Raw genomic sequence first — 19,648 nt, forward strand, 5'->3', positions numbered from 1 at the left:
GAGTTGGCAAGCGATGAAAGGAATTATCGATCGTTTTGAAGGAGATTTAGCTGTTATTTTAATCGAATCTGAAAATCGGGAAATTCATGTTCCAATCCGTGAACTTCCAGATGAATGTAAGGTGAAATCTGCCGTAAATATTGATGAATCAACAGAAAACGTAAATCCAGTGATCACACATGATGCCAAGACAAGTGTGAAGAAAACACAAAGATCCACTAATCTTCGAGAAACATTATTGAATCAGAAAAAGAATAGTAGGTTGAAAAGACGAAAATAGTTATGACAGATGACTTTCAATTTTAATGTATTAAAATAAAAGAAAAGGCAGCGTGCCCAACGAAGTGTATGGGCTCCCTGCCTTTTTTATCAAATCGGTAATGCAGTTTTCTCTTCCACCATCGAAAGAAATAAATCTAAAAATCGATTATCGTCCGTTAATTCTGGATGAAAAGCCGCTACGAGTAGATTATCCTCTCTTGCAGCCACAATTTTATCATCATATGTAGCTAAAATTTCTACATTTTCCCCTACGGATTCAATATAAGGAGCACGAATAAAAACCGCTGGATAAGGTTCTTCCATACCTTTTACATCTAAATCTGCTTCAAAGCTATCCTTTTGTCTGCCAAATCCGTTTCTCTGCACCTGTATATTCATCAGCTGTAATTTTGTCGTATCCTTCGTTTCTGCTTCTGCCTGGTCTTTCCCAAGGAGAACAAGACCTGCACACGTTCCAAAAATCGGCTTTTTTCGTTGTGCAAATTGCTGAATCGCTTCAATAAGGTCATTTTTCTTCATCAAACGCCAAATTGCAGTACTTTCCCCGCCCGGAATAATCAATGCATCTACATTGTCCAATGTTTCTTTATTTTTAATAAGAATTGGCTCATGTCCTACATCATGCAGATGACGAGCATGTTCTTCCGTTGCACCTTGCATGCTAAGAATTCCGACTCTATAGTTGTTCTCACTCATGCTTTTCCCTCTCTCCTTCATCTTTCAACAAGACTTAAAACTTAAAAACTGCGCTCTTGCATTCTTTCTTCGGCTCTTAATGTTTTTATATCGATCCCTTTCATCGCTTCCCCTAAGCCCTTAGAAAGCTCACCAATTTTTTGGTAGTCTTGATAATAGGTTGTTGCTTCCACAATGGAACGAGCAAATTTAGCAGGGTTATTCGATTTAAAAATACCAGATCCGACAAAAACACCATCTGCACCAAGCTCCATCATAAGGGCTGCATCTGCTGGCGTTGCAACTCCACCTGCCGCAAAGTTTACAACTGGTAATCTGCCTTCTTCTTTAATTTGTAATAAAATTTCAAAAGGAGCACCAAGATTTTTAGCTTCTGTCATTAACTCATCTTCGTTCATATGCACGATTCTTCTTACCTGCGACTGTACTTCACGTAAATGACGAACCGCTTCGACAATATTTCCTGTACCCGGTTCTCCTTTTGTACGCAGCATCGATGCACCCTCTCCAATTCGGCGGGCCGCCTCTCCTAAATCACGGCAACCACATACAAACGGCACAGTGAATGGTTTTTTGTCCAAATGATATAAGTCATCAGCTGGTGTAAGAACTTCACTTTCGTCGATATAGTCTACCCCTAATGATTCCAGTACACGCGCTTCAACAATATGGCCAATACGAACTTTTGCCATTACGGGTATCGATACAGCTTCCATCACTTCTTCCACAATGCTTACATCTGCCATTCTTGCAACACCGCCAGCTGCACGAATATCAGATGGAACTTTTTCTAATGCCATTACTGCAACCGCACCGGCTTCTTCTGCAATTTTTGCTTGTTCCTTATTCACAACGTCCATAATGACGCCGCCTTTTTGCATTTGCGCCATTCCTCTTTTTACACGGTCTGTACCTGTTAATCGATCTGTCATGTTATTTTCCCCCTAGATTATTCTTTCTTTTTTTATTATTATAAAAATGATATGACATGAATAAAAGTGCCAATTTTATATATTTTAATGAGGTCAGTTATTAAATGGAGGAAAACAATGGATTTATTATCAGTTCACTTAGATAAGACAATAGATACACCTTTGTATGAACAGCTTTATGAATTTATTAAACAGGAAATTGTGCAGGAGCGGCTTCCTTATGGGCAAAAATTGCCTTCAAAACGAAAGCTCGCTAACCACTTAGAAGTAAGTCAAAATACAGTAGAAACAGCTTTTGAACAGCTTGTTGCAGAAGGCTACATTGCATCTCAGCCAAGAAAAGGATTTTATGTACTGGCACATGGTGATTTAGAATTTGTTGAGCATCCTAGAAAAAAGGAAATTTCTAGACCTGAGGAAGCTTCGTCCGTTTTATTTGATTTTTCTCCAAGTAAAATTGATACCGAGGCATTTCCTTTTCCGCTGTGGAGGCGGTTAAACAGACAAGTCATTGATGAATCAAATCACGATTTACTGCTTCTTGGCGATGCGCAAGGAGATAGAGAACTGCGGCAGGCTATCGCGCACTATGTGTATCATGCACGGGGAATTGACTGTGACCCAGATACGATTGTCGTAGGGGCAGGGATTGAAGTCTTAATGCAGCAGCTTCTATCCTTACTTCCCAGCTCTACCATATTTGGAATTGAAGATCCTGGTTATCAATTAATGGTTAAATTAATTCGGCATTTCGGTTTTTCAGGCCACCCATTAGATATGAATGAAGAAGGAATTTCCATTGAAGCAGTCCGACACTTAAGCCCTGATTATATTTACGTAACGCCGTCCAATCATTTCCCTTACGGAACGGTGACTTCCATCAACCGGCGTAATCAGCTTTTACAATGGGCAAATGAAACAGAGAATCGCTATATTATTGAGGATGACTATGATAGTGAATTTCGCTATGTGGGAAAAACCATCCCTCCGTTGAAAAAAATGGATTTCAATGATCGGGTTATCTATCTGGGCTCCTTTTCCAAATCATTAATTCCTTCTTTACGAATCAGCTATATGATTTTACCGAAGAAATTACTAGCACAGTACAGGGAGAGACTTACTTTTCATCATTCCACGGTGTCACGGATTGATCAGCATGTGCTGGCACGCTTTATTCAGGAAGGACACTTTGAAAAGCATTTAAATCGAATGCGAAAAATATACAGAAAGAAATTTGAGTTTGTATATCAGCTATTTGAAGCTTATAAACCCTCCATTCAACTTTTAGGAGAACAATCTGGATTGCATGTTGTTTGCGAGGTGCGAAACGGGGGTACAGAAGAAGAAATACTCCAACGAGCCAAGCAGCAAAGAATCAAGCTTTATCCAATTTCCTATTATGCCTCTAAAAATGCGGTTGTCACGCATCCTCAATTTGTTATTGGCTTTGCGGGAATTGAAGAAAAAAAGCTGGAAGAAGCAGTCCAATATATCATTCATATCTGTCAGAAGTGATTTTATGCTATAATAAATTATTCTCTATAAAAATAGAGTACTATTTTAGGTTCATATTCTTTCCTGCTTGCTCTAATGGTATTTAGTCTGTTTCTATCAGAATCAGTATATTTATTATATTATCTAACACGTATGGTAATGACATACATTAGCGGAGACGGTCGCTAATAGCATAACGACCTCCGCTTCAACTGCCATAGATTTTGGTGAAGAGCCTTTATTTTAATGAAAAGGATGGATTTTATGGGTATTTTTGAATCAATTTTAGGCCATGTGAATGATTTTCTCTGGTCGTATATTTTAATTATTGTTCTAATTGGTTTAGGACTTTATTTTACAATTAGAACTGGGTTTGTGCAGTTTCGTCTGCTTCCAGAAATGTTCCGTGCTGTAACGGATAAACAATCCTACGATGCATCTGGCAAAAAAGGGACCAGTTCCTTCCAGGCATTTGCCATTAGCGCTGCTTCCCGTGTCGGTACCGGGAACATGGCAGGCGTTGCATCAGCGGTTGCACTTGGCGGACCAGGCGCATTATTCTGGATGTGGCTAATCGCTTTACTCGGAGCTGCTTCTGGATTTGTAGAAAGTACATTAGCACAGCTTTACAAAGAAAAAGATAAAAACCAATATCGCGGCGGACCCGCTTATTACATTGAAAAAGGAATGAAAAAGCGCTGGCTTGGAATTGTGTTTGCAGTTATGATTACTTTTACGTACGGACTGGTATTTAACTCGGTCCAATCAAATACTGTCAGCATTGCATTTAGTTCGCAGTTTAATATAAATCCTATTTGGATAGCTGTGGCGCTGACGGTTCTGGTAGCTATTGTTATCTTCGGGGGATTGAAAAGCATCGCAAATGTTTCTCAGATTATTGTCCCTTTTATGGCGATTATTTATATCGGCTTAGCGCTTATCGTCTTAGCTCTCAACATTACTGCCATACCAGATATGCTTGTGCTTATTTTTGAGAATGCTTTTGGAATTCGTGAAGTAGCTGGCGGAGGATTTGGTGCAGCAATCATGCTGGGAATTAAACGTGGATTGTTCTCCAATGAAGCCGGAATGGGGGCTGCACCAAATGCAGCTGCAACAGCAGAAGTCAGTCATCCAGTCAAACAGGGACTAGTTCAGGCTTTAGGCGTATTTTTTGATACTATTTTAGTCTGCTCAGCAACCGGCTTTATTATTTTATCAGCAGGCGGATTTGCCGGAAGTGAAGAAGATGGAATCGCCTTGACACAATCAGCATTCACACAGATGCTCGGGGAGTGGGCAGGTGTTTTCATAGCAATTGCTATTTTCCTATTCGCATTCAGTTCGATTCTTGGAAACTATTACTATGGAGAAAGTAACCTTGCTTATATTAAAGAATCGAAGACTATTCTATTTATTTATCGTATTGCTGCACTTGCGATGGTTGTATTCGGGACATTAGCTTCCTTTGGCTTAGTCTGGTCTTTAGCTGATGTGACAATGGCATTGTTAGCATTGATTAACCTCTATGCTATTTCTATCTTATTTAAAAAAGCAAATATCTTATTAAAAGACTACATGAGGCAACGAAAAGAAGGCAAAGACCCTGTCTTCTATAAGGATACGCTTGAGGATCAAACCGGTATTGAATGCTGGGAACGGGAAACTGAAAAAGAATAAAACAATTCCTGACAAAACAAAGAGGTGGAACGCATACGTCCCGCCTCTTTGTTTTTGTTTATTCAAATACAATTGTTTTATTGCCGTATACAATAATACGATCTTCTAAGTGCCACTTGACAGCTTGTGCTAATACACGGCGTTCAATGGATTGACCGATTTTTTTCAAATCATCGACATTATGCTCATGGCTGACAGGCTCTGTTCCTTGTTCAATAATTGGGCCTTCGTCTAAATCATTTGTAACATAGTGTGAGGTGGCCCCAATCATCTTCACACCTCTGTCATAGGCACGCTCATACGGTCTTGCACCGATAAATGCCGGCAAGAAAGAGTGATGGATATTAATAATTCGGTTCTTAAACACTTCCACAAACGTTGGTGAAAGGATTTGCATGTATCTTGCAAGAACAATTAAATCAATATCATAGTCCTCTAAAATTTCTTTTTGTTTTGCTTCGACCTCTTGTTTTGTTTCCTTTGTAATTGGCAAATGGTAAAAATCAATTCCTAGTGCCTCCACCATTTTTCGTGAATTTTCATGGTTGCTGATCACTACAGGGATATTTGCCATTAAATCACCGCTTTGCCACTCCCATAACAGCTCTAATAAGCAATGCGGCTCCTTAGAAACAAAGATAGCAATATTTTTTAATTCATGAACGAGGTTTAAACGCCATTCCATTTGAAAACGATCTGCAACCTCTTGAAACTCTACCTTCACCTTTTCCATATCTGCTTCCGGTTGATACTCAAAGTCGAGGCGCATAAAGAATTCGCCGCCTTTGGGATCTACAGTATATTGATTAGACGAGACAATGTTTGCGTCATGATTCCATAAAAAGGTAGAAATTGCAGAAACAATTCCAGGCTGATCAGGACATTTAATAATTAATCTTGCTCTATTTTCATAACGATCTTTAAAAAAGTCTGCGCTTTTATCTGTATGCATATTCACTGTCTTATTTCCTCACTTCTTTTTATTCGTAGAGTATAGGTTAGCGGATAAATGGATACTAGGTCAAGTATTTTATATTATTTCAAAAGTTATTCTAAATTCGTTATTTTATAGCCATCCTCTGTTAATTCGATGGTATAAACCCATTGATAATCTTCTGTTTCCGTTTCGCCGCTGGAATAGTTTAATACAATCGTTTCATTTGTCGTGACTTCCCATTCCCCAGAATCTATTTCTGTCATATCCACCACTGCCGCAGACAATACTTCTTGGGTCAACCCAGCATCATATAAGCGTGCAACTAAATCCTTCTGCATCGTATCAAAATCGCTGCCAGGAGCGATATTTCCTTCTACCAAGCTGTAGTCGCCAGCATTAATGGCATCGACTAAATCATATACATAGTTCTCTACAAGCACTTCGATTTCAGCAAGCTCCTCCTCTTCTGAATCAGCTTCTTCATCCGAGTCATCAGCGGTTACACCTTGATGTTCCTCTCCAGATACTTCATAAAATTCGAGATTAGATCCAGTTGTATAATAACTTTCATTAAAATAAAACACATTCCATTCTCCATTGTTTTTATTATATTGAAGCTGAAAGACAGCATCTTTTTTGATTTCTTCCGGATCCCCATCTTTATCGTAAGTTCCTGTCATCTTTATTTGAACAGGGATTTCATAGACATTATCTTCCACTTCTATCATATCTGTAAAGCTAATCCCTACTTCATCCAGGCTTCCGCTAAATCCATTACCATCTGTATAGCTGAACAAATCATAGTCTAACGTTTCCTGAAGCGCACCGGAAATATTTTCAATAGCGGATGCATCTTGCTGAGCCAAAGCTTCCACATAGTCTTCACTAAAAGAAAGAATAAGTTGAGACATAGCTTCTTTCAGTTGGTCATTGAGTAGATCCATTTCCACATCCTGATAAGACTCTGTAAGAGCTATGGGACCGATATTCACCTCTCCCCAGCCGGTTTTAGCAACACCGGTTAATTCCATGGAACCATCGAGCGGAAGAGGACCAACTGTAACATCATCATCTTCCATATCTATGTCTACCTTTTCCTCATTAATCATAAATTGAATTGAATCATAGGGCAGTTCATAGAGTTTTGATACACTTAGCGTTACCTCACTCACCTCTACCTCAGACTCATATTCATTTTCCGAGCTTAATAATACAACGGTCTTACGATTATCTACCTTTCCAAAGTCCGTTTGATAGGCACTTTTTGCTTCATAAACACCGGGAGCCAATGGACCATATTCCGTGTAGGATCTCGCTTCTTCTAACATCGGAAATTCTTTTTCATTAAAAGTTGTCTCGACACCTTGAACATCAGAATAGATAGAAACATATTGAGGCTCAGCTTCAATCTCATATTGGTCAAAGAACAGAAGCGCCTTTTTATTAGATGCTGCCACTTTAAAAACAGGCAATTCTTCAAATAGCTTTTCAGGATTCTTATCCTTTATAAATTCAAAATCATAGTCATCGTCCTCTGTTAAAAGATGCGTGATTGCTTCTGCTTCTTCTTTGGAAATCGTATTCCCTTGCACGGTGACCATTTTTTGGAGCGTGCCTGCCTCCCCTTCAACGAATGCATCTCGAAATCGTTTAACCGTATTTGCCTCGGAATAATAATAGTTTCCCCAAATTACAAAACCAAGTCCTCCTAATAAAAGCAGTCCAAAGAGTCCGGTCATTATTTTTTGTTTTTTCGACAGTACTTTCTTTCCCTTATTCGTTTTTCTCGTCTGAATCTGGTTTTGTGTGTTATTTTTATTATTCTCTGCATGCGTTTCTGTTTTCTGCAACGGAGCTTCATTCTTTGGTACATTTCTAGTTATCTCTGTTCCACAATGTTTGCAAAACCGCATCGTTTCAGAAACGGCTTTCCCGCATTCTTTACAAAAATTACGCAATGGTGCCTCTCCTTTACAATTAACTTTCTCTTTATCTTGATAAGTTGCCTATTTCTACTTTGCCAAAGTGCAAAAAAGCTAGAGAATATTGTCTAGATATTCTCTAGCTCTATTACCTTTTCATACCTATTCACCATTTGTACTGACAGCTTCATGTACTTCCCCGGATCCCTCGTATATTTCAAACTCCGTCGTTGTAACATAGCTGGAATCATATAAATATTCGGCAATCCATTTTTCATCTTGATATCTGATTTCGAGTAAGAAAGGTAAAGTACCTTCCTCAGGGTCCTCCCCTTCTTCTAATGCCGCCGTCACGTACAGTTCAACTGGCACTTCAAAAATTGCACCCTCATCCGTGTATAGATATTCTTCTATATCAGCAAAACCGATACCAATTTCATCTAGACTCCCTTCAAAATAAAGTTCATCTGATAAGTATTCAAAATCAATTTCCATATCCTCTTTTATATTATCGGAAGCATGCTCCATGTTTGAAGTATCTTTGTTCGCAATAGCTGCCACATACTCTTCAGCAAACTGGACAATGGAATCGGCCATATCTTCTTTTACAGTCTCATTAAAGAAATCAATATTCACATCAACAAAGCGGTCATCAATGGTAACAGGTTCCATCTCCATCGTTCCCCATGGCGTTTCAGCGGTAGCCTCCAACGTTAATGATCCATCTGTCATGATCGGTCCAATATCAACGGAAAATTCTTCAACATCAATTTCCACTGGCTTCCCATCTAGGGTAAAGCTTATTTCTTCATATGGGAGATTCGTTTCTAAATTGGGGTAAATGGTAACCTCTGAGACATCAAATTCAAATTGAGCTATATTATAAGAATCAGCCAAAACCAGCGTTTGTTCCTTTTCTAAATCCCCAAAATCTGTCGTTATTTTACTAACTGCTTCATATGCTCCAGGTGCCATCGGACCATACTCCTTAGTAAACTCCGATTGCTCACTAATATCAAATTTCTTCCCATTAAAAGTTGTTTGAAGCTCCTCTACGTTCGAAAGATCTGAATTAATGGCTACATATTGCGGCTCTACTTCTATAATATACGTAGGAAAAAGTAGCATCTCTTTTTCTTCTGCTTCTTCGATAGAAAAAAGAGTACTGTTAGATACGAATCGTTCAGGACGCTTTTCATTAATATTGACGTTTCTATGATTTTGTTCTACGAGTTTTGCTAGCGCTTTTGTCTCTTCTTTGGAGATTTCATTTCCGTTCATACGCACCAGACGATGAATCTCATCCTCGTCTTGGTTCATTAACGCTTCTGCAAATCTTTCCGCAACTTTATCTTCGGAATAATAAGCGTTGCCCCAAACATAAAATCCGATTCCAGCTACGACGAATAAACCGACAATACTAAAAATCAATTTTTGTTTCTTTGTTAAGGGTTTTCTTTCTTTTGGTGGCTCTTTCTGTTTTTGATCTGAATTTTCCGACTCATCCGCTGATGTTAATGCTTGCGGTTCTGTAGGATTATTTTTCGTCTCCTGTTCTTTTGGTGGCTCGCCTTCAGAGAGAGGATTATTTACCTTCGCTCCACAATTTTTACAAAACACCGCCCCCTCAGAAACCGGGTTCCCACATTCCTTACAAAAATCGCTCAATGTCTTCTCTCCCTTACGTTAAAATTCTCCTTAACTATCACCTTTTCCTCTAGCATAAAAAATAGGACGATAACCTTAATATAATATCTAAAAATTGCTTTCTTCTACACACAGCTTTCATAGCTGCTGCATAGAATAGTTTTATAGCTAAAGTAAAAAAGGAACGAGTAAGGAGGTTTTTTCATGCGTTCTGACAAGGATGATTCACGTTCAAATAAAAGAAAAGTATTCCCGGAAAATTGGGAAATCGATTTTACCCCCCTTCAACAATTTGTTGATCGAATGGATAACTTATTTACACGTTCATTTAAGTCCTTTCAGGGTCAAATACTTAATGATTTTCCTGTGGAGACAATTGAAAAAGAGGACAGCATCGAAGTAAAAGCAGAAGTCCCCGGTTATCGTCGCCAGGACATTCAGATTGAAATAATAGGTAATCGTATCAAAATAACCCTTGATAAGGAAGAATCCATTTCCTTAGACACAGATACGGAGAGCATTAGTAAAAAATCTATCCATCGAAAAGAACGAATGATCACACTCCCTTTTAATATACCAAATAACAGCACCACGGCAACCCTTGAAAATGGAATTTTAATCATAAATATCCCTAAGCAAGACATAATAAACCACTTTATAGATATTGATGCTTAATATATTTACCTAGTATATTCGGAATGCCCGTCAAAAATGCTACAATAAATTCTATAAAAAATCGCCGTATGCATGCTATCATACGGCGATTTTGACGCTTTATAATCCTATTTGCTTTCGTGCATCCTCTACTACCTCAGCGACTGCAATCGTGTGGTCTATTAAATCCTCAAAAGCTTCCTTATTCTTTTCTGTAATAATTTGATTGAAATGAATAAATTCATAGGTAAGTCGGGCACGATCCTGTTTTACTGAAATATCTTTTGTTTTCCCATCAATGGTTATTTTCACATTATTGGTGCCATTTGCACCAGGTTTAATATACATATAACCTTTTTCTCCTTGGATGGAGACAAAGTTCTCGCCAGCGGTGTCTTTGGCTCCAACACAGCTTGCTTGATAATCAGGATAAGATAGCAAAGCGATTCCTGAAGTATCCACACCATTTTCAAATAAATTAGCTTTATAGGTCACCTCTGTAGGTTTACCAAATAAGCGTAATACGAAATGGAGATTATAAACATTAATATCTGCTAAAGCGCCGCCAGCTAATTCCGGGTTAAAAATATTCGTTACTTCCCCAGCCTTTAATTGATCGTAACGGCTCGAATATTGACTATAATTACACTGGATTAGCCGGATTGGCCCTAATTGGTGAACATGGTTAGCGAGTTCTAAGAAATTAGGTAAAAACAGCGTTGGAATCGCTTCAAAAATAAAAACATTATTCTGCTTTGCTATTTCTTTTAATTTCCTCGCATCACTTGCTGTTGGTGTGAAAGGCTTTTCACAAATAACATGCTTTTTATTCTCCATAGCCTGAATTGCCTGCGCTGTATGCAGTTTATTTGGCGAGGCAATATATACCGTATCCATTTCTTCATCTGCAAAAAAGTCCTCTAACTTGGTATAGGTAGCCGGTATTTGGAACGCGTCCGCCAGCTCATCTGCTGTTTCCTGCTTTCGTGAATATGCGGCCACACAAGTTACTTCTTCGATCGGTTCAATAGCCCGCAGCATCTCATGAACAATCTTCCCTGATCCGATGGTGCCTAGTTTCATGGTAATCAATCCTTTCTATGATTTAATGACTTTCTATTCTTTACTGGGTCCGCTTTCAATTTGCTTAGCATCCTACCAACAGTCAATATATTTAAAATAGCTGACCGGAGTTTTCGTAAAGATAGAATCGTCATAGCTTCTAATAGAATAACATAGGTTCCAGTTAACCTGTATTATTCTTTAGAAAATATTTCACAGATAAGACCTCAACTTGCCCGCAGCTTCTCGTGGATTTTCTTGTCCCGTTATCGCGCTCCCTACAATAATGATATCCGGTTGTTTAGCCGCGATGCCTGGCAGGGAACCCTCATTAATCCCTCCGGCAACTGCTACCGTTAAATCTGTTCCCTCTGTTAATGCGAATAATTCTGTATGAAAAGCCCCTTTGCTTTGCTGATCCTTTCCAACATGGAGACTTACCAGCTTCACTCCCAAAGAAGCTAGCTCCTCTACACGCTGCTTAGATTGAACTCCCAGTAAGTCAATCATGATTTCCCCGCCTGATTCCTGCGCTGCCTGCAATGCATCCTTAATGGAAGCGTCTGCCGAAAAAGCCATCACTGTCGTTATATCTGCCCCTGCTTCCAGTGCCTGCTTCACCTCATGCTTCGCTGCATCACAGGTTTTCATATCTGCCAGAATCGTTTTTTCCGGAAAGCGTTTCCGCATCTCCCGAATAATGGACATACCATATTCCTTGATAACACCTGTACCAATTTCAATAATATCGACATATTCCTTTGTATCTTCTGCTACACGAATGCACGTGGCTTTCGATAATCGATCCAGTGCTAACTGCATCCTCACTTTTCTTCCCCCCCTTACCGCTCTACTCGTTCCACTTCTCCCAGTCTTTCTTGCACATCTTCATAGTATGGCAGCCCCTCGTTATCCCCGGCAATACCAACAACCATGGAACCGATCGTGTTAGCAAAATGCAGACTGCGCTCTAAATCCCAGTCATTTAAATAGCCATACAAGAATCCGGCATTAAATCCATCACCTGCACCGACTGTATCCACAACCTTGGGGGCCTTCACTGGATCTGCTTGGATGGTTCTGCCTTGATGATAGCCGACAGAGCCGAGTTCACCGCGTTTAATAATTACAGTTGGAATACCAATTTCCCTTGTTTTCGCAATAATTGCTTCTGGTTCGCTCTCTCCGATAATGATATCCATTTCCTCATCTCCGGCCAGTAAAATATCCACATGTGGAAGGATATCTAGCAGCACTTTCCTCGCTTCTGCTTTTGTCCACATTTTCAAGCGGATATTCGGATCGAAGGAAATCTTCACACCATGTTTTTTCGCAAGCAGGATCGATTCCATCATGACTTCCAGGTTGTCCCCTCCAATTGCCGGAAAGATGCCGGTTAAATGTAAGACACGCGCATTTTTAATATATGACTCATTTAATTCTTCCGGCTTCATAGTTAATGTTGGTGACTTATCGCGATAGTAAAAAGTCTTTACACTGCCATCCTCCATCATTTCTTTAAAATTTAATGAAGTAGAATAGCCATCGACCAGCTTCACTTCGGAAGTATCAATGCCCTCTCCCCGTGCAAAAGTGCGAATCGCTTTTCCAAATTCATCATTGCCCAGCCGGCTGATATAACCTGTTGTCAGACCAAGCCGGGAACAGCCGATAGCAAGGTTCAACTCCGCCCCGCCGATATGCTTTTTAAATCCATTTACAAATTTCATCGGTCCAGTTGCATCCGGATTAAAGACAATCATGGCTTCTCCGATTGTAATAACATCTTTCATTTTATTCCCTCCAAATAAATACCTATCGTTTCATAGATTGTAAGTTTCCGTTTTCTGAAATAATGACTTCATCCGCCATATTCGCAAATATCCCTGTTTCTACTACACCAAGCAGCGATTTTATTTCTTGATGAAGCTTCGCCGGCTGATCAATCGTTTTGAATTGACAATCCACAATATAATTTCCATTATCGGAAACAAACGGTTTTCCTTCCTGGCATCTCAATGTTGTCTGGCAACCGAGTGCTTGAAGCCGTTTTTCGGTAACTTGCCAGCCAAACGGCACGACCTCTACGGGTAAAGGAAACGCACCTAATTTTTTTACAAGCTTGTCCGCACTGGCAATCACAATATAATAATCAGCAATGATATCTACCATTTTTTCTCGGACAAGCGAACCGCCGCCTCCTTTGGAGAGTTGAAGCTGCTCATCAATTTCATCTGCACCATCAATAGCAAGGTCCACACGGCTATATTCCGCAAAAGTCGTCAGCGGGATTCCCAGTTCGTTTGCTAACTTCTCCGATTTTTTCGATGCGGGAATTCCTTTCACCCGAATCCCCTCTTCTTGCATCCTTTGTGCAAGCTTTCTCAACATAAAGTTAACGGTAGAACCAGATCCGATTCCAAGAACCATTCCATCTTTGATATAATCTGCTGCTTTTTCCGCAGCGCGCTGTTTATCTGATATTTCCATTGTTTAGAATTCCTTTCCCTTTCAATTTCTCTATGAAAACAGACCTGGATTAATTAACTTAGGTATATAAAAGGCAATATTCGGGAAGAAAGCAACGAACAAGAGAACGATTATTATAATGGCAATGTACGGTATAACGGCAACAAAAGACCGTTCGATCGACATATTTCCGATCTTTGCAGCCAGCAGGAGACAAAGCCCATACGGCGGCGTAATCAGTCCAACTGCAAGTGTCATAACAACAATTAATCCCAAATGTACCGGATCCATTCCAAATTCTATCGCTGTCGGTAAAATAATAGGTACAAACAAAATCATTGCCGGGATGGCATCCATAAATGTACCGACAAATAAGAAGAAGACAATCATAATAAGAATAAATAACCAGCTTGAACCGATGTTATTATCAAAAAATTCCTGTGCTGCTGTTCCAAGCTGATAATAGCTCATTAACTCACCGAGTGCACTAGCTGCTGCAAGTGCAAATAAAGATAAAGAGCTGAGTGCCAGCGTATCAAACAAAATCTTTGGAAAATCTTTTAATTTCAACGTTTTATAATAAAACATACACACAATCGCTGTATAAATAGACGCCACAGCCGCTGCTTCTGTTGCTGTGAAAAATCCAGTTATAATCCCGCCAATAATGATGACAGGTGTTAATAAAGCCGGGAACGCCTCTATAAATAATCGGAACAATTTCTTCATTCCGACACGCTTGTCTTTCGGATAATTTCGTTTCACCGCTATCACATAAATCAAAGCCATCATGCCCAGGCCGATTAATATTCCTGGAATAATTCCTCCAAGAAATAGTGCTCCAATCGAAGCATTCGTCAGACCAGCAAAAATAATCATCGGAATACTTGGCGGGATAACAACACCGACTGTAGAAGATGCTGCCGTAACACCGACAGATGTTTCTTTATCGTAGCCTTTCCTTTCCATACTTGGTATAAGTATTTTCCCCACGCCAGCGGTATCTGCCTGTGAAGCTCCAGACACCCCTGCAAACATCATCGACACAAGGACATTTGCATGTGCCAGTCCGCCACGAATTGGTCCGACAATCGCTAGCGCAAAATCAATCAGCTTCTCAGAGATTTTTCCTGAATTCATTAAATTGGCTGCTAAAATAAATAGTGGAACCGCTAACAAAACAAATGAATCAAGACCATTTACCATTTTCATCGCTACGGTTGCTTCCGGTGTATAAGGAATGCCAAAGATACCGATTAAAGCGATAATCCCGATAACAAAAGCAATTGGTACCCCGATTAACATCAATACTAAAAATAAACCTACGAGCAGGAATCCCATTATTTATGCGCCTCCTTTGCTTTGAGCTTGTGCACATGCTGCGCCATATGTGACAACGTATATATCAACATGGTTCCAGCCATAATCGGTATCGCAATCCAGACGTATCCCATTTTCATGTCCGGCAGTGTCGACCATGTATAATTCCAAAATTCACTGACAATCTGCAATCCTAGTAAAAAGATACATACATTAAAAATAATTAAAACGGTGTCATTAAAGAGGCTTAAATAGAGTCGCTTTTTCCCTTGCAGCTTTTGCTGTAAAAAATCAAAATTAAAATGTTCACGGCGATTGACCATAATGGCCGCTCCCATAAATACTGCCCAAATAAAAGAATAGTTTGCTGCTTCCTCGGTCCAAATAATCGATACACCTAAGTGTCTTGTCACGATTTGTAACACAACCACACAAAAGAAGACACATAGGAAGAGAACGCCAATAACAATTTGCACTTTCTCCAATGCCTGTATAAATTTTTTCATGTAACTCCCCCCTTACTCTTCTGCTAAAGCACGGATTTTCTCTAGAAGACCTTCCACTTCAATTTCCTCTGCAAGATTATCTAATATCGGCTGCGCAACTTCGATAAATGGCTCCCGGTCGACTTCATTGATTTCAGCTCCATCCTCGATGGCTTTTTGCTTATATTCTTCATCTTGCTCTAAAGTCACTTCACGTTCTGTGACAACAGAAGCCTCTGCTGCATCCAAAATAATCTGTTGATATGATTCACTTAATTGATCAAATTTCTCCCCGTTCATTAAAAGAAAGCGTGTCGTATAATCATGCGCTGTTTCACTGATATACTTTCCATTCGGCGTTGTATGATGTGCCTGCTGAACAAAGAATGGGTATGCGTTTTCAGAAGAATCTACAACATCCTGCTGCAATCCCTGATACAACTCTCCCCATGAAATTCCGGACGGGATAGCACCGACCTCGGTCCAAAAGTCAGAAACAACGCCGGATGTTTGTGTTCGAAAAGACAAGCCACGCATATCTGCTAATGTTTCAACTGGTTTCTTGCCATAATAATGTCTTGTCCCTGCTGACCAATATCCGAGCAGTTTAAAAGAGTTATCTGATTTTTCATTGATGATTTGTGCCATTTCCTCCCCTACTTCGCCATCCACCGTACGAAGCCAATGCTCATAATCTGTGAATAAATATGGAGCAGAAAACAAATCAACCTCGCGAATTCCTGTTTGGGTCATAAAACCAGGCGAAACAACAACGATATCTGCAGCTCCCAGCTGAAGCTTTTCTACCAATTCCGATTCCTCTGTTCCAATCGTTCCGGCATGAACCTCTACTTCTATCTTTCCATCAGACGCTTCTTCAACAACTTCTTTAAATTTTAAAAGCCCTGCCTGATAAGAATTATCTGGTGATGTCTGGTTATGCGCCGCAATAATTTTCAGCGTACCGTCAGCCTCTGCTTCCAGTTTGTCATTTCCGCAAGCTGTTAAGAAGAGACATAATAAAGCAAGGAAGCTGAAAATGAAAGCGTATTTATTAAATTTCATGGTAAGGTCCTCCTGTTTGTATTTTTATCGTAAGGTTTAAAAATTCGATAAATCGATCTTATGAACATCTTCTAAAAACAACAGGCACCGAAGAAGTCCTACTTAAGCCGTAACCTCAACCTAATCTGTCTATCTGCTATTCTTATTTTGCCAGTTCCATAAATTCTTTGGCACGTGCTGTTAACGCTTTAAAATCTTCTTCTGTTTTCAACTTCGTAGCGTCCACCAGATTACTGCCCAGTCCAACTGCCGCACTGCCATTATCAAGGTAATCTCTCAAATTTTCTTTGGTGATTCCGCCGGTTACCATTGCGGTTACGTGCGGCAAAGGACCGCGGATATTTTTAATGTATTTTGGACCAACGGCATCTGCAGGGAATACCTTCACCATGCGCGCTCCATGCTCATAAGCCGTTGTAATTTCTGTCGGTGTTAAAACACCAGGAATATGCTCAATACCATACCGCTGACAAAGCTGTAATGTTTCCAAATTCCATGTCGGGGCAACAACAAATGCAGCCCCTGCTAAGATAACGGAGCGTGCGGTTTCCGGATCTAATACCGTACCCGCCCCTACTTGAATGGAGTCATCTACATTGGTCACTGCTTTTTCAATAATGGCATTAACATTTGGCGTTTCTGCTGTGATTTCCACGTGGTGAATGCCGCCTTCTGCTAACGCTTCCAAAATTCCTACAATATTCTCCTCTGTGGACTTACGAATGACCGCAACTACTTTCTCTTTTTTGATTCCTTCTATAATTGTCATGTTAAACTCTCCTATTCCAAATTCGTATGTTTCTGGTTAAGACTTGCTTCACTCCGATTTCCTGGATATGTCTGCAATAAGTAAACAATGATACTATCTAAAATAAGGTGGGCAGATTGATCAAATTGGCTCCCAAGCGGCTGAATAGTTTCCGGTTCGCTTTCTAACCGTTTTTTTGTGGCAGCTGGAATGCGGACAATCTGACTGCTGTATTCGCCAATGGCTGACTGCGGGTTAGTTGTAACCAGTGTAACCATCGCTTCAATCTCTTTTGCTTTTTTCGCATAGTTTAAAAGGGACGCTGTTCCGCCAGATCCGGAGATTAATAGTAGTAAATCACCGGATTCAAGACTTGGCGTAATCGTCTCTCCTACCACATAGACTTGATAACCGCTGTGCATTAAACGCATTGCAAACATCTTTCCCGCTAGTCCTGACCTTCCTGTTCCTGCAATAAATATCCGGTCAGCCTTCTGAATCTGCTCTGCTAATTGCACCGTTTGTTCCGCATCCACATGAGCCAGTACTTCCTGGATTTCTCCTGCTATTGTGTTTAATATTTTTTTCATAGACTATTCACTCCTTTTTAGTTCTTGAACGTTCCCTTTAACAAGATTCTCTTCGTATTAAAACAGGCGCAAACCGTGTTATTTTTGGGGTTAAATCACTTTTCTTCTTCCATATAGACGCAAACAATAACTCAGCGGCTTTTTCCCCCATCTCAAATGCAGGCTGAGAAATAGTGGTGAGTGGAGGATTATAAAAGGTTGCAAACGATACATCATCCACATTTATAACCGCTACATCAGCTGGTATCTGCAAATTTTCCTTCCTTAGAAAAGCGAGCACTTCATGCAGCACGCGGTCATTAATTGCAAAAATGGCATCCGGCTTCTCGCTGTCTTGAAAAAGCGCCGCTAGTTTGATAGAAAGGCTGTCAATTTCTCCGTGGATTAATGAAAGTTCCGGAGCATGTTCAGCTGCCTTCTTCATGCATTTTTCAAAGGCCTGAACCCGCTCCACTCTTGGCGTCACCTTTTCAGTCAACGGCGGACTGACCATTGCTATATGCTTATAACCGCCCTTTATAAACGTCTCCGCTGCAAGACCCGCTGCTTTATCATTATCCAACAGAATTGTATCCACCTTTAATTCCTTCACCATCCGGTCCATAAAAACGAGCGGATATCCCTCATCCAAAAGCTCTTGATAAAGCGCTACATTATCCCCAGTCGGAAAAACAATAATCCCATCCACCTGCTTCGCCTTTAACATTTCAATATACTTCTTTTCTTTCTCCGGCTGATCATCTGCATTGCATACAATCACATGAAAACCTCTGTCATGACAAAAATCCTCAATCGCCCGAATCACCTGCGTAGAAAAAACATGAAGAATATTCGCCACAATAACCCCGATCGTTGTCGTGGACTTCTGCTTCAAACTGCGAGCCACCATATTCGGTCGATAATTCAACTCCTTCACAGCCTGCCCAATCTTAATACGAGTCTCCTCCCCCATATAATCAAAACGACCATTCAAATACTGCGAAACCGTACTTTTCGAAACCCCAGCATGCTTAGCAACATCCGCCAACGTTATTTTTTTCATCTGCTTCACCTATTAATAATTTATTGGATAAATCGGTTTAGTAAATCGATTTAGTTGTAGTATAAATCAAAAGAAAGCGTTTTACAAGAGTCTCATGAAAATATGTGGGGTTGGGATGGGTTGCTGAATGTTGGAGCGGGGGCGGGCTGGGGTGGAGCGTTTTGCTTTATTTTGGAGCGGGCGATGACTTGGGTGGAGCGCTTTTCTTAATTTTGGAGCGCGTTATGACCATGTTGGAGCGCCTCCCTGAATTTTGGAGCGTTATCCTATGCTGGAGCGCTTTGCCTTATTCTCGAGCGCGTTATCCTATGTTGGAGCGCTCTGCTTTATTTTGGAGCGGGTTACAACCACGTTGGAGCGCCTTCCTGAATTTTCGAGCGCGTTATCCTATATTGGAGCGCTTTTCTCAATTTTGGAGCGCGTTATGACCATGTTGGAGCGCCTCCCTGATTTTCCGAGCGGGTTATGACCATGTTGGAGCGGGTTCCTGCTGAGTGGTACTGTCAATAAGTATGTGTAAATTCCCAGGAAGTGCACCGGTTTTACATGGAGTAGTGGGCATGGTAGCCTTGGTGGTAAGGCCAACGCTTTTTTCCATAGTTGGGTCTTGGCCTATGAACCAT

19 protein-coding genes are annotated in these 19,648 nt (G+C 40.3%); 4 read left to right on the forward strand and 15 right to left on the reverse strand.

What is annotated here, in order from left to right; all coding sequences use genetic code 11:
• Window positions 1–13: 13 nt before the first annotated feature.
• Window positions 14–280, forward strand: a complete 267-nt coding sequence (locus tag KI343_RS15325) for a DUF3006 domain-containing protein (RefSeq protein WP_212927298.1) — start codon at window positions 14–16, stop codon at window positions 278–280.
• A gap of 89 nt (window positions 281–369) precedes the next feature.
• Here the strand turns inward: KI343_RS15325 and pdxT are convergent, their stop codons facing one another.
• Complete coding sequence (pdxT, locus tag KI343_RS15330; protein WP_212927299.1) at window positions 370–978, reverse strand: pyridoxal 5'-phosphate synthase glutaminase subunit PdxT; 609 nt, start codon at window positions 976–978, stop codon at window positions 370–372.
• A 41-nt stretch (window positions 979–1,019) separates the two neighbouring features.
• Entirely contained in the window at window positions 1,020–1,910 is an 891-nt protein-coding gene (pdxS, locus tag KI343_RS15335; protein WP_212927300.1) for a pyridoxal 5'-phosphate synthase lyase subunit PdxS, read from the reverse strand.
• A 117-nt stretch (window positions 1,911–2,027) separates the two neighbouring features.
• On the opposite strand from pdxS, the gene pdxR reads away from it, so the two are divergent.
• Together pdxR and KI343_RS15345 are read left to right on the forward strand one after the other, a co-directional pair.
• Window positions 2,028–3,425 carry a MocR-like pyridoxine biosynthesis transcription factor PdxR gene (gene pdxR / locus KI343_RS15340; RefSeq protein WP_212927301.1) on the forward strand — a complete coding sequence of 466 codons (1,398 nt, stop codon included), beginning with the start codon at window positions 2,028–2,030 and terminating at the stop codon, window positions 3,423–3,425.
• A 243-nt stretch (window positions 3,426–3,668) separates the two neighbouring features.
• On the forward strand, window positions 3,669–5,084 hold the full coding sequence (locus KI343_RS15345) for an alanine/glycine:cation symporter family protein (protein ID WP_212927302.1): 1,416 nt from the start codon (window positions 3,669–3,671) through the stop codon (window positions 5,082–5,084).
• A 58-nt stretch (window positions 5,085–5,142) separates the two neighbouring features.
• On the opposite strand, the gene purU is transcribed toward KI343_RS15345, so the two are convergent.
• The 3 genes from purU to KI343_RS15360 all read right to left on the reverse strand — a co-directional run bounded on the left by purU (window position 5,143) and on the right by KI343_RS15360 (window position 9,611).
• Complete coding sequence (gene purU, locus KI343_RS15350; protein WP_212927317.1) at window positions 5,143–6,036, reverse strand: formyltetrahydrofolate deformylase; 894 nt, start codon at window positions 6,034–6,036, stop codon at window positions 5,143–5,145.
• A 95-nt stretch (window positions 6,037–6,131) separates the two neighbouring features.
• Entirely contained in the window at window positions 6,132–7,979 is a 1,848-nt protein-coding gene (locus KI343_RS15355; protein WP_212927303.1) for a TcaA NTF2-like domain-containing protein, read from the reverse strand.
• A 126-nt stretch (window positions 7,980–8,105) separates the two neighbouring features.
• Window positions 8,106–9,611 carry a zinc ribbon domain-containing protein gene (locus KI343_RS15360; protein WP_212927304.1) on the reverse strand — a complete coding sequence of 502 codons (1,506 nt, stop codon included), beginning with the start codon at window positions 9,609–9,611 and terminating at the stop codon, window positions 8,106–8,108.
• 183 nt (window positions 9,612–9,794) lie between these two features.
• On the opposite strand from KI343_RS15360, the gene KI343_RS15365 reads away from it, so the two are divergent.
• Window positions 9,795–10,265, forward strand: coding sequence for an Hsp20/alpha crystallin family protein (locus KI343_RS15365; RefSeq protein WP_212927305.1), 471 nt, complete (start codon window positions 9,795–9,797; stop codon window positions 10,263–10,265).
• Between the two features lie 99 nt (window positions 10,266–10,364).
• On the opposite strand, the gene KI343_RS15370 is transcribed toward KI343_RS15365, so the two are convergent.
• From KI343_RS15370 to KI343_RS15415, 10 genes are all read right to left on the reverse strand, one after another.
• The gene (locus KI343_RS15370) at window positions 10,365–11,327 is read right to left on the reverse strand and encodes a Gfo/Idh/MocA family protein (protein ID WP_212927306.1); all 963 of its coding nucleotides are present in this window, start codon (window positions 11,325–11,327) and stop codon (window positions 10,365–10,367) included.
• A gap of 192 nt (window positions 11,328–11,519) precedes the next feature.
• Window positions 11,520–12,128: a 3-hexulose-6-phosphate synthase gene (hxlA, locus tag KI343_RS15375; protein ID WP_306432588.1), complete on the reverse strand. Its 609-nt coding sequence runs from the start codon at window positions 12,126–12,128 to the stop codon at window positions 11,520–11,522.
• Window positions 12,129–12,148: 20 nt separating this feature from the next.
• Window positions 12,149–13,099: a sugar kinase gene (locus KI343_RS15380; RefSeq protein ID WP_212927308.1), complete on the reverse strand. Its 951-nt coding sequence runs from the start codon at window positions 13,097–13,099 to the stop codon at window positions 12,149–12,151.
• A gap of 22 nt (window positions 13,100–13,121) precedes the next feature.
• Window positions 13,122–13,796, reverse strand: coding sequence for a ribose-5-phosphate isomerase RpiA (rpiA, locus tag KI343_RS15385; protein WP_212927309.1), 675 nt, complete (start codon window positions 13,794–13,796; stop codon window positions 13,122–13,124).
• Between the two features lie 30 nt (window positions 13,797–13,826).
• Window positions 13,827–15,116, reverse strand: coding sequence for a TRAP transporter large permease (locus tag KI343_RS15390; protein WP_212927310.1), 1,290 nt, complete (start codon window positions 15,114–15,116; stop codon window positions 13,827–13,829).
• Window positions 15,116–15,601 (reverse strand): TRAP transporter small permease, encoded by a 486-nt coding sequence (locus tag KI343_RS15395; RefSeq protein ID WP_212927311.1) that lies wholly within the window; start codon window positions 15,599–15,601, stop codon window positions 15,116–15,118. Before KI343_RS15395 ends, KI343_RS15390 begins: the two co-directional genes overlap by 1 nt.
• A 12-nt stretch (window positions 15,602–15,613) precedes the next feature.
• Complete coding sequence (locus KI343_RS15400) at window positions 15,614–16,645, reverse strand: TRAP transporter substrate-binding protein (RefSeq protein WP_212927312.1); 1,032 nt, start codon at window positions 16,643–16,645, stop codon at window positions 15,614–15,616.
• Between the two features lie 142 nt (window positions 16,646–16,787).
• On the reverse strand, window positions 16,788–17,414 hold the full coding sequence (locus KI343_RS15405) for a bifunctional 4-hydroxy-2-oxoglutarate aldolase/2-dehydro-3-deoxy-phosphogluconate aldolase (RefSeq protein WP_212927313.1): 627 nt from the start codon (window positions 17,412–17,414) through the stop codon (window positions 16,788–16,790).
• 11 nt (window positions 17,415–17,425) lie between these two features.
• Window positions 17,426–17,983, reverse strand: coding sequence for a 6-phospho-3-hexuloisomerase (gene hxlB, locus KI343_RS15410; protein WP_212927314.1), 558 nt, complete (start codon window positions 17,981–17,983; stop codon window positions 17,426–17,428).
• Between the two features lie 37 nt (window positions 17,984–18,020).
• Window positions 18,021–19,025 carry a LacI family DNA-binding transcriptional regulator gene (locus tag KI343_RS15415; RefSeq protein WP_212927315.1) on the reverse strand — a complete coding sequence of 335 codons (1,005 nt, stop codon included), beginning with the start codon at window positions 19,023–19,025 and terminating at the stop codon, window positions 18,021–18,023.
• Window positions 19,026–19,648: the final 623 nt, after the last annotated feature.

Source organism: Oceanobacillus sp. J11TS1, from assembly GCF_018333215.1.
Taxonomy (GTDB): domain Bacteria; phylum Bacillota; class Bacilli; order Bacillales; family Amphibacillaceae; genus Oceanobacillus.

Excerpts from the sequence above, each read along its gene's own strand:
- rpiA (WP_212927309.1), bottom strand. The coding sequence starts at position 13,796 with ATGGAAATATCAGATAAACAGCGCGCTGCGGAAAAAGCAGCAGATTAT.
- KI343_RS15400 (WP_212927312.1), bottom strand. The coding sequence starts at position 16,645 with ATGAAATTTAATAAATACGCTTTCATTTTCAGCTTCCTTGCTTTATTA.
- KI343_RS15395 (WP_212927311.1), bottom strand. The coding sequence starts at position 15,601 with ATGAAAAAATTTATACAGGCATTGGAGAAAGTGCAAATTGTTATTGGC.
- pdxR (WP_212927301.1), top strand. The coding sequence starts at position 2,028 with ATGGATTTATTATCAGTTCACTTAGATAAGACAATAGATACACCTTTG.
- KI343_RS15345 (WP_212927302.1), top strand. The coding sequence starts at position 3,669 with ATGGGTATTTTTGAATCAATTTTAGGCCATGTGAATGATTTTCTCTGG.
- hxlA (WP_306432588.1), bottom strand. The coding sequence starts at position 12,128 with ATGCAGTTAGCACTGGATCGATTATCGAAAGCCACGTGCATTCGTGTA.
- KI343_RS15370 (WP_212927306.1), bottom strand. The coding sequence starts at position 11,327 with ATGAAACTAGGCACCATCGGATCAGGGAAGATTGTTCATGAGATGCTG.
- KI343_RS15325 (WP_212927298.1), top strand. The coding sequence starts at position 14 with ATGAAAGGAATTATCGATCGTTTTGAAGGAGATTTAGCTGTTATTTTA.
- KI343_RS15365 (WP_212927305.1), top strand. The coding sequence starts at position 9,795 with ATGCGTTCTGACAAGGATGATTCACGTTCAAATAAAAGAAAAGTATTC.
- KI343_RS15405 (WP_212927313.1), bottom strand. The coding sequence starts at position 17,414 with ATGACAATTATAGAAGGAATCAAAAAAGAGAAAGTAGTTGCGGTCATT.
- pdxS (WP_212927300.1), bottom strand. The coding sequence starts at position 1,910 with ATGACAGATCGATTAACAGGTACAGACCGTGTAAAAAGAGGAATGGCG.
- KI343_RS15415 (WP_212927315.1), bottom strand. The coding sequence starts at position 19,025 with ATGAAAAAAATAACGTTGGCGGATGTTGCTAAGCATGCTGGGGTTTCG.
- hxlB (WP_212927314.1), bottom strand. The coding sequence starts at position 17,983 with ATGAAAAAAATATTAAACACAATAGCAGGAGAAATCCAGGAAGTACTG.
- purU (WP_212927317.1), bottom strand. The coding sequence starts at position 6,036 with ATGCATACAGATAAAAGCGCAGACTTTTTTAAAGATCGTTATGAAAAT.
- KI343_RS15390 (WP_212927310.1), bottom strand. The coding sequence starts at position 15,116 with ATGGGATTCCTGCTCGTAGGTTTATTTTTAGTATTGATGTTAATCGGG.
- KI343_RS15380 (WP_212927308.1), bottom strand. The coding sequence starts at position 13,099 with ATGAAAGATGTTATTACAATCGGAGAAGCCATGATTGTCTTTAATCCG.
- pdxT (WP_212927299.1), bottom strand. The coding sequence starts at position 978 with ATGAGTGAGAACAACTATAGAGTCGGAATTCTTAGCATGCAAGGTGCA.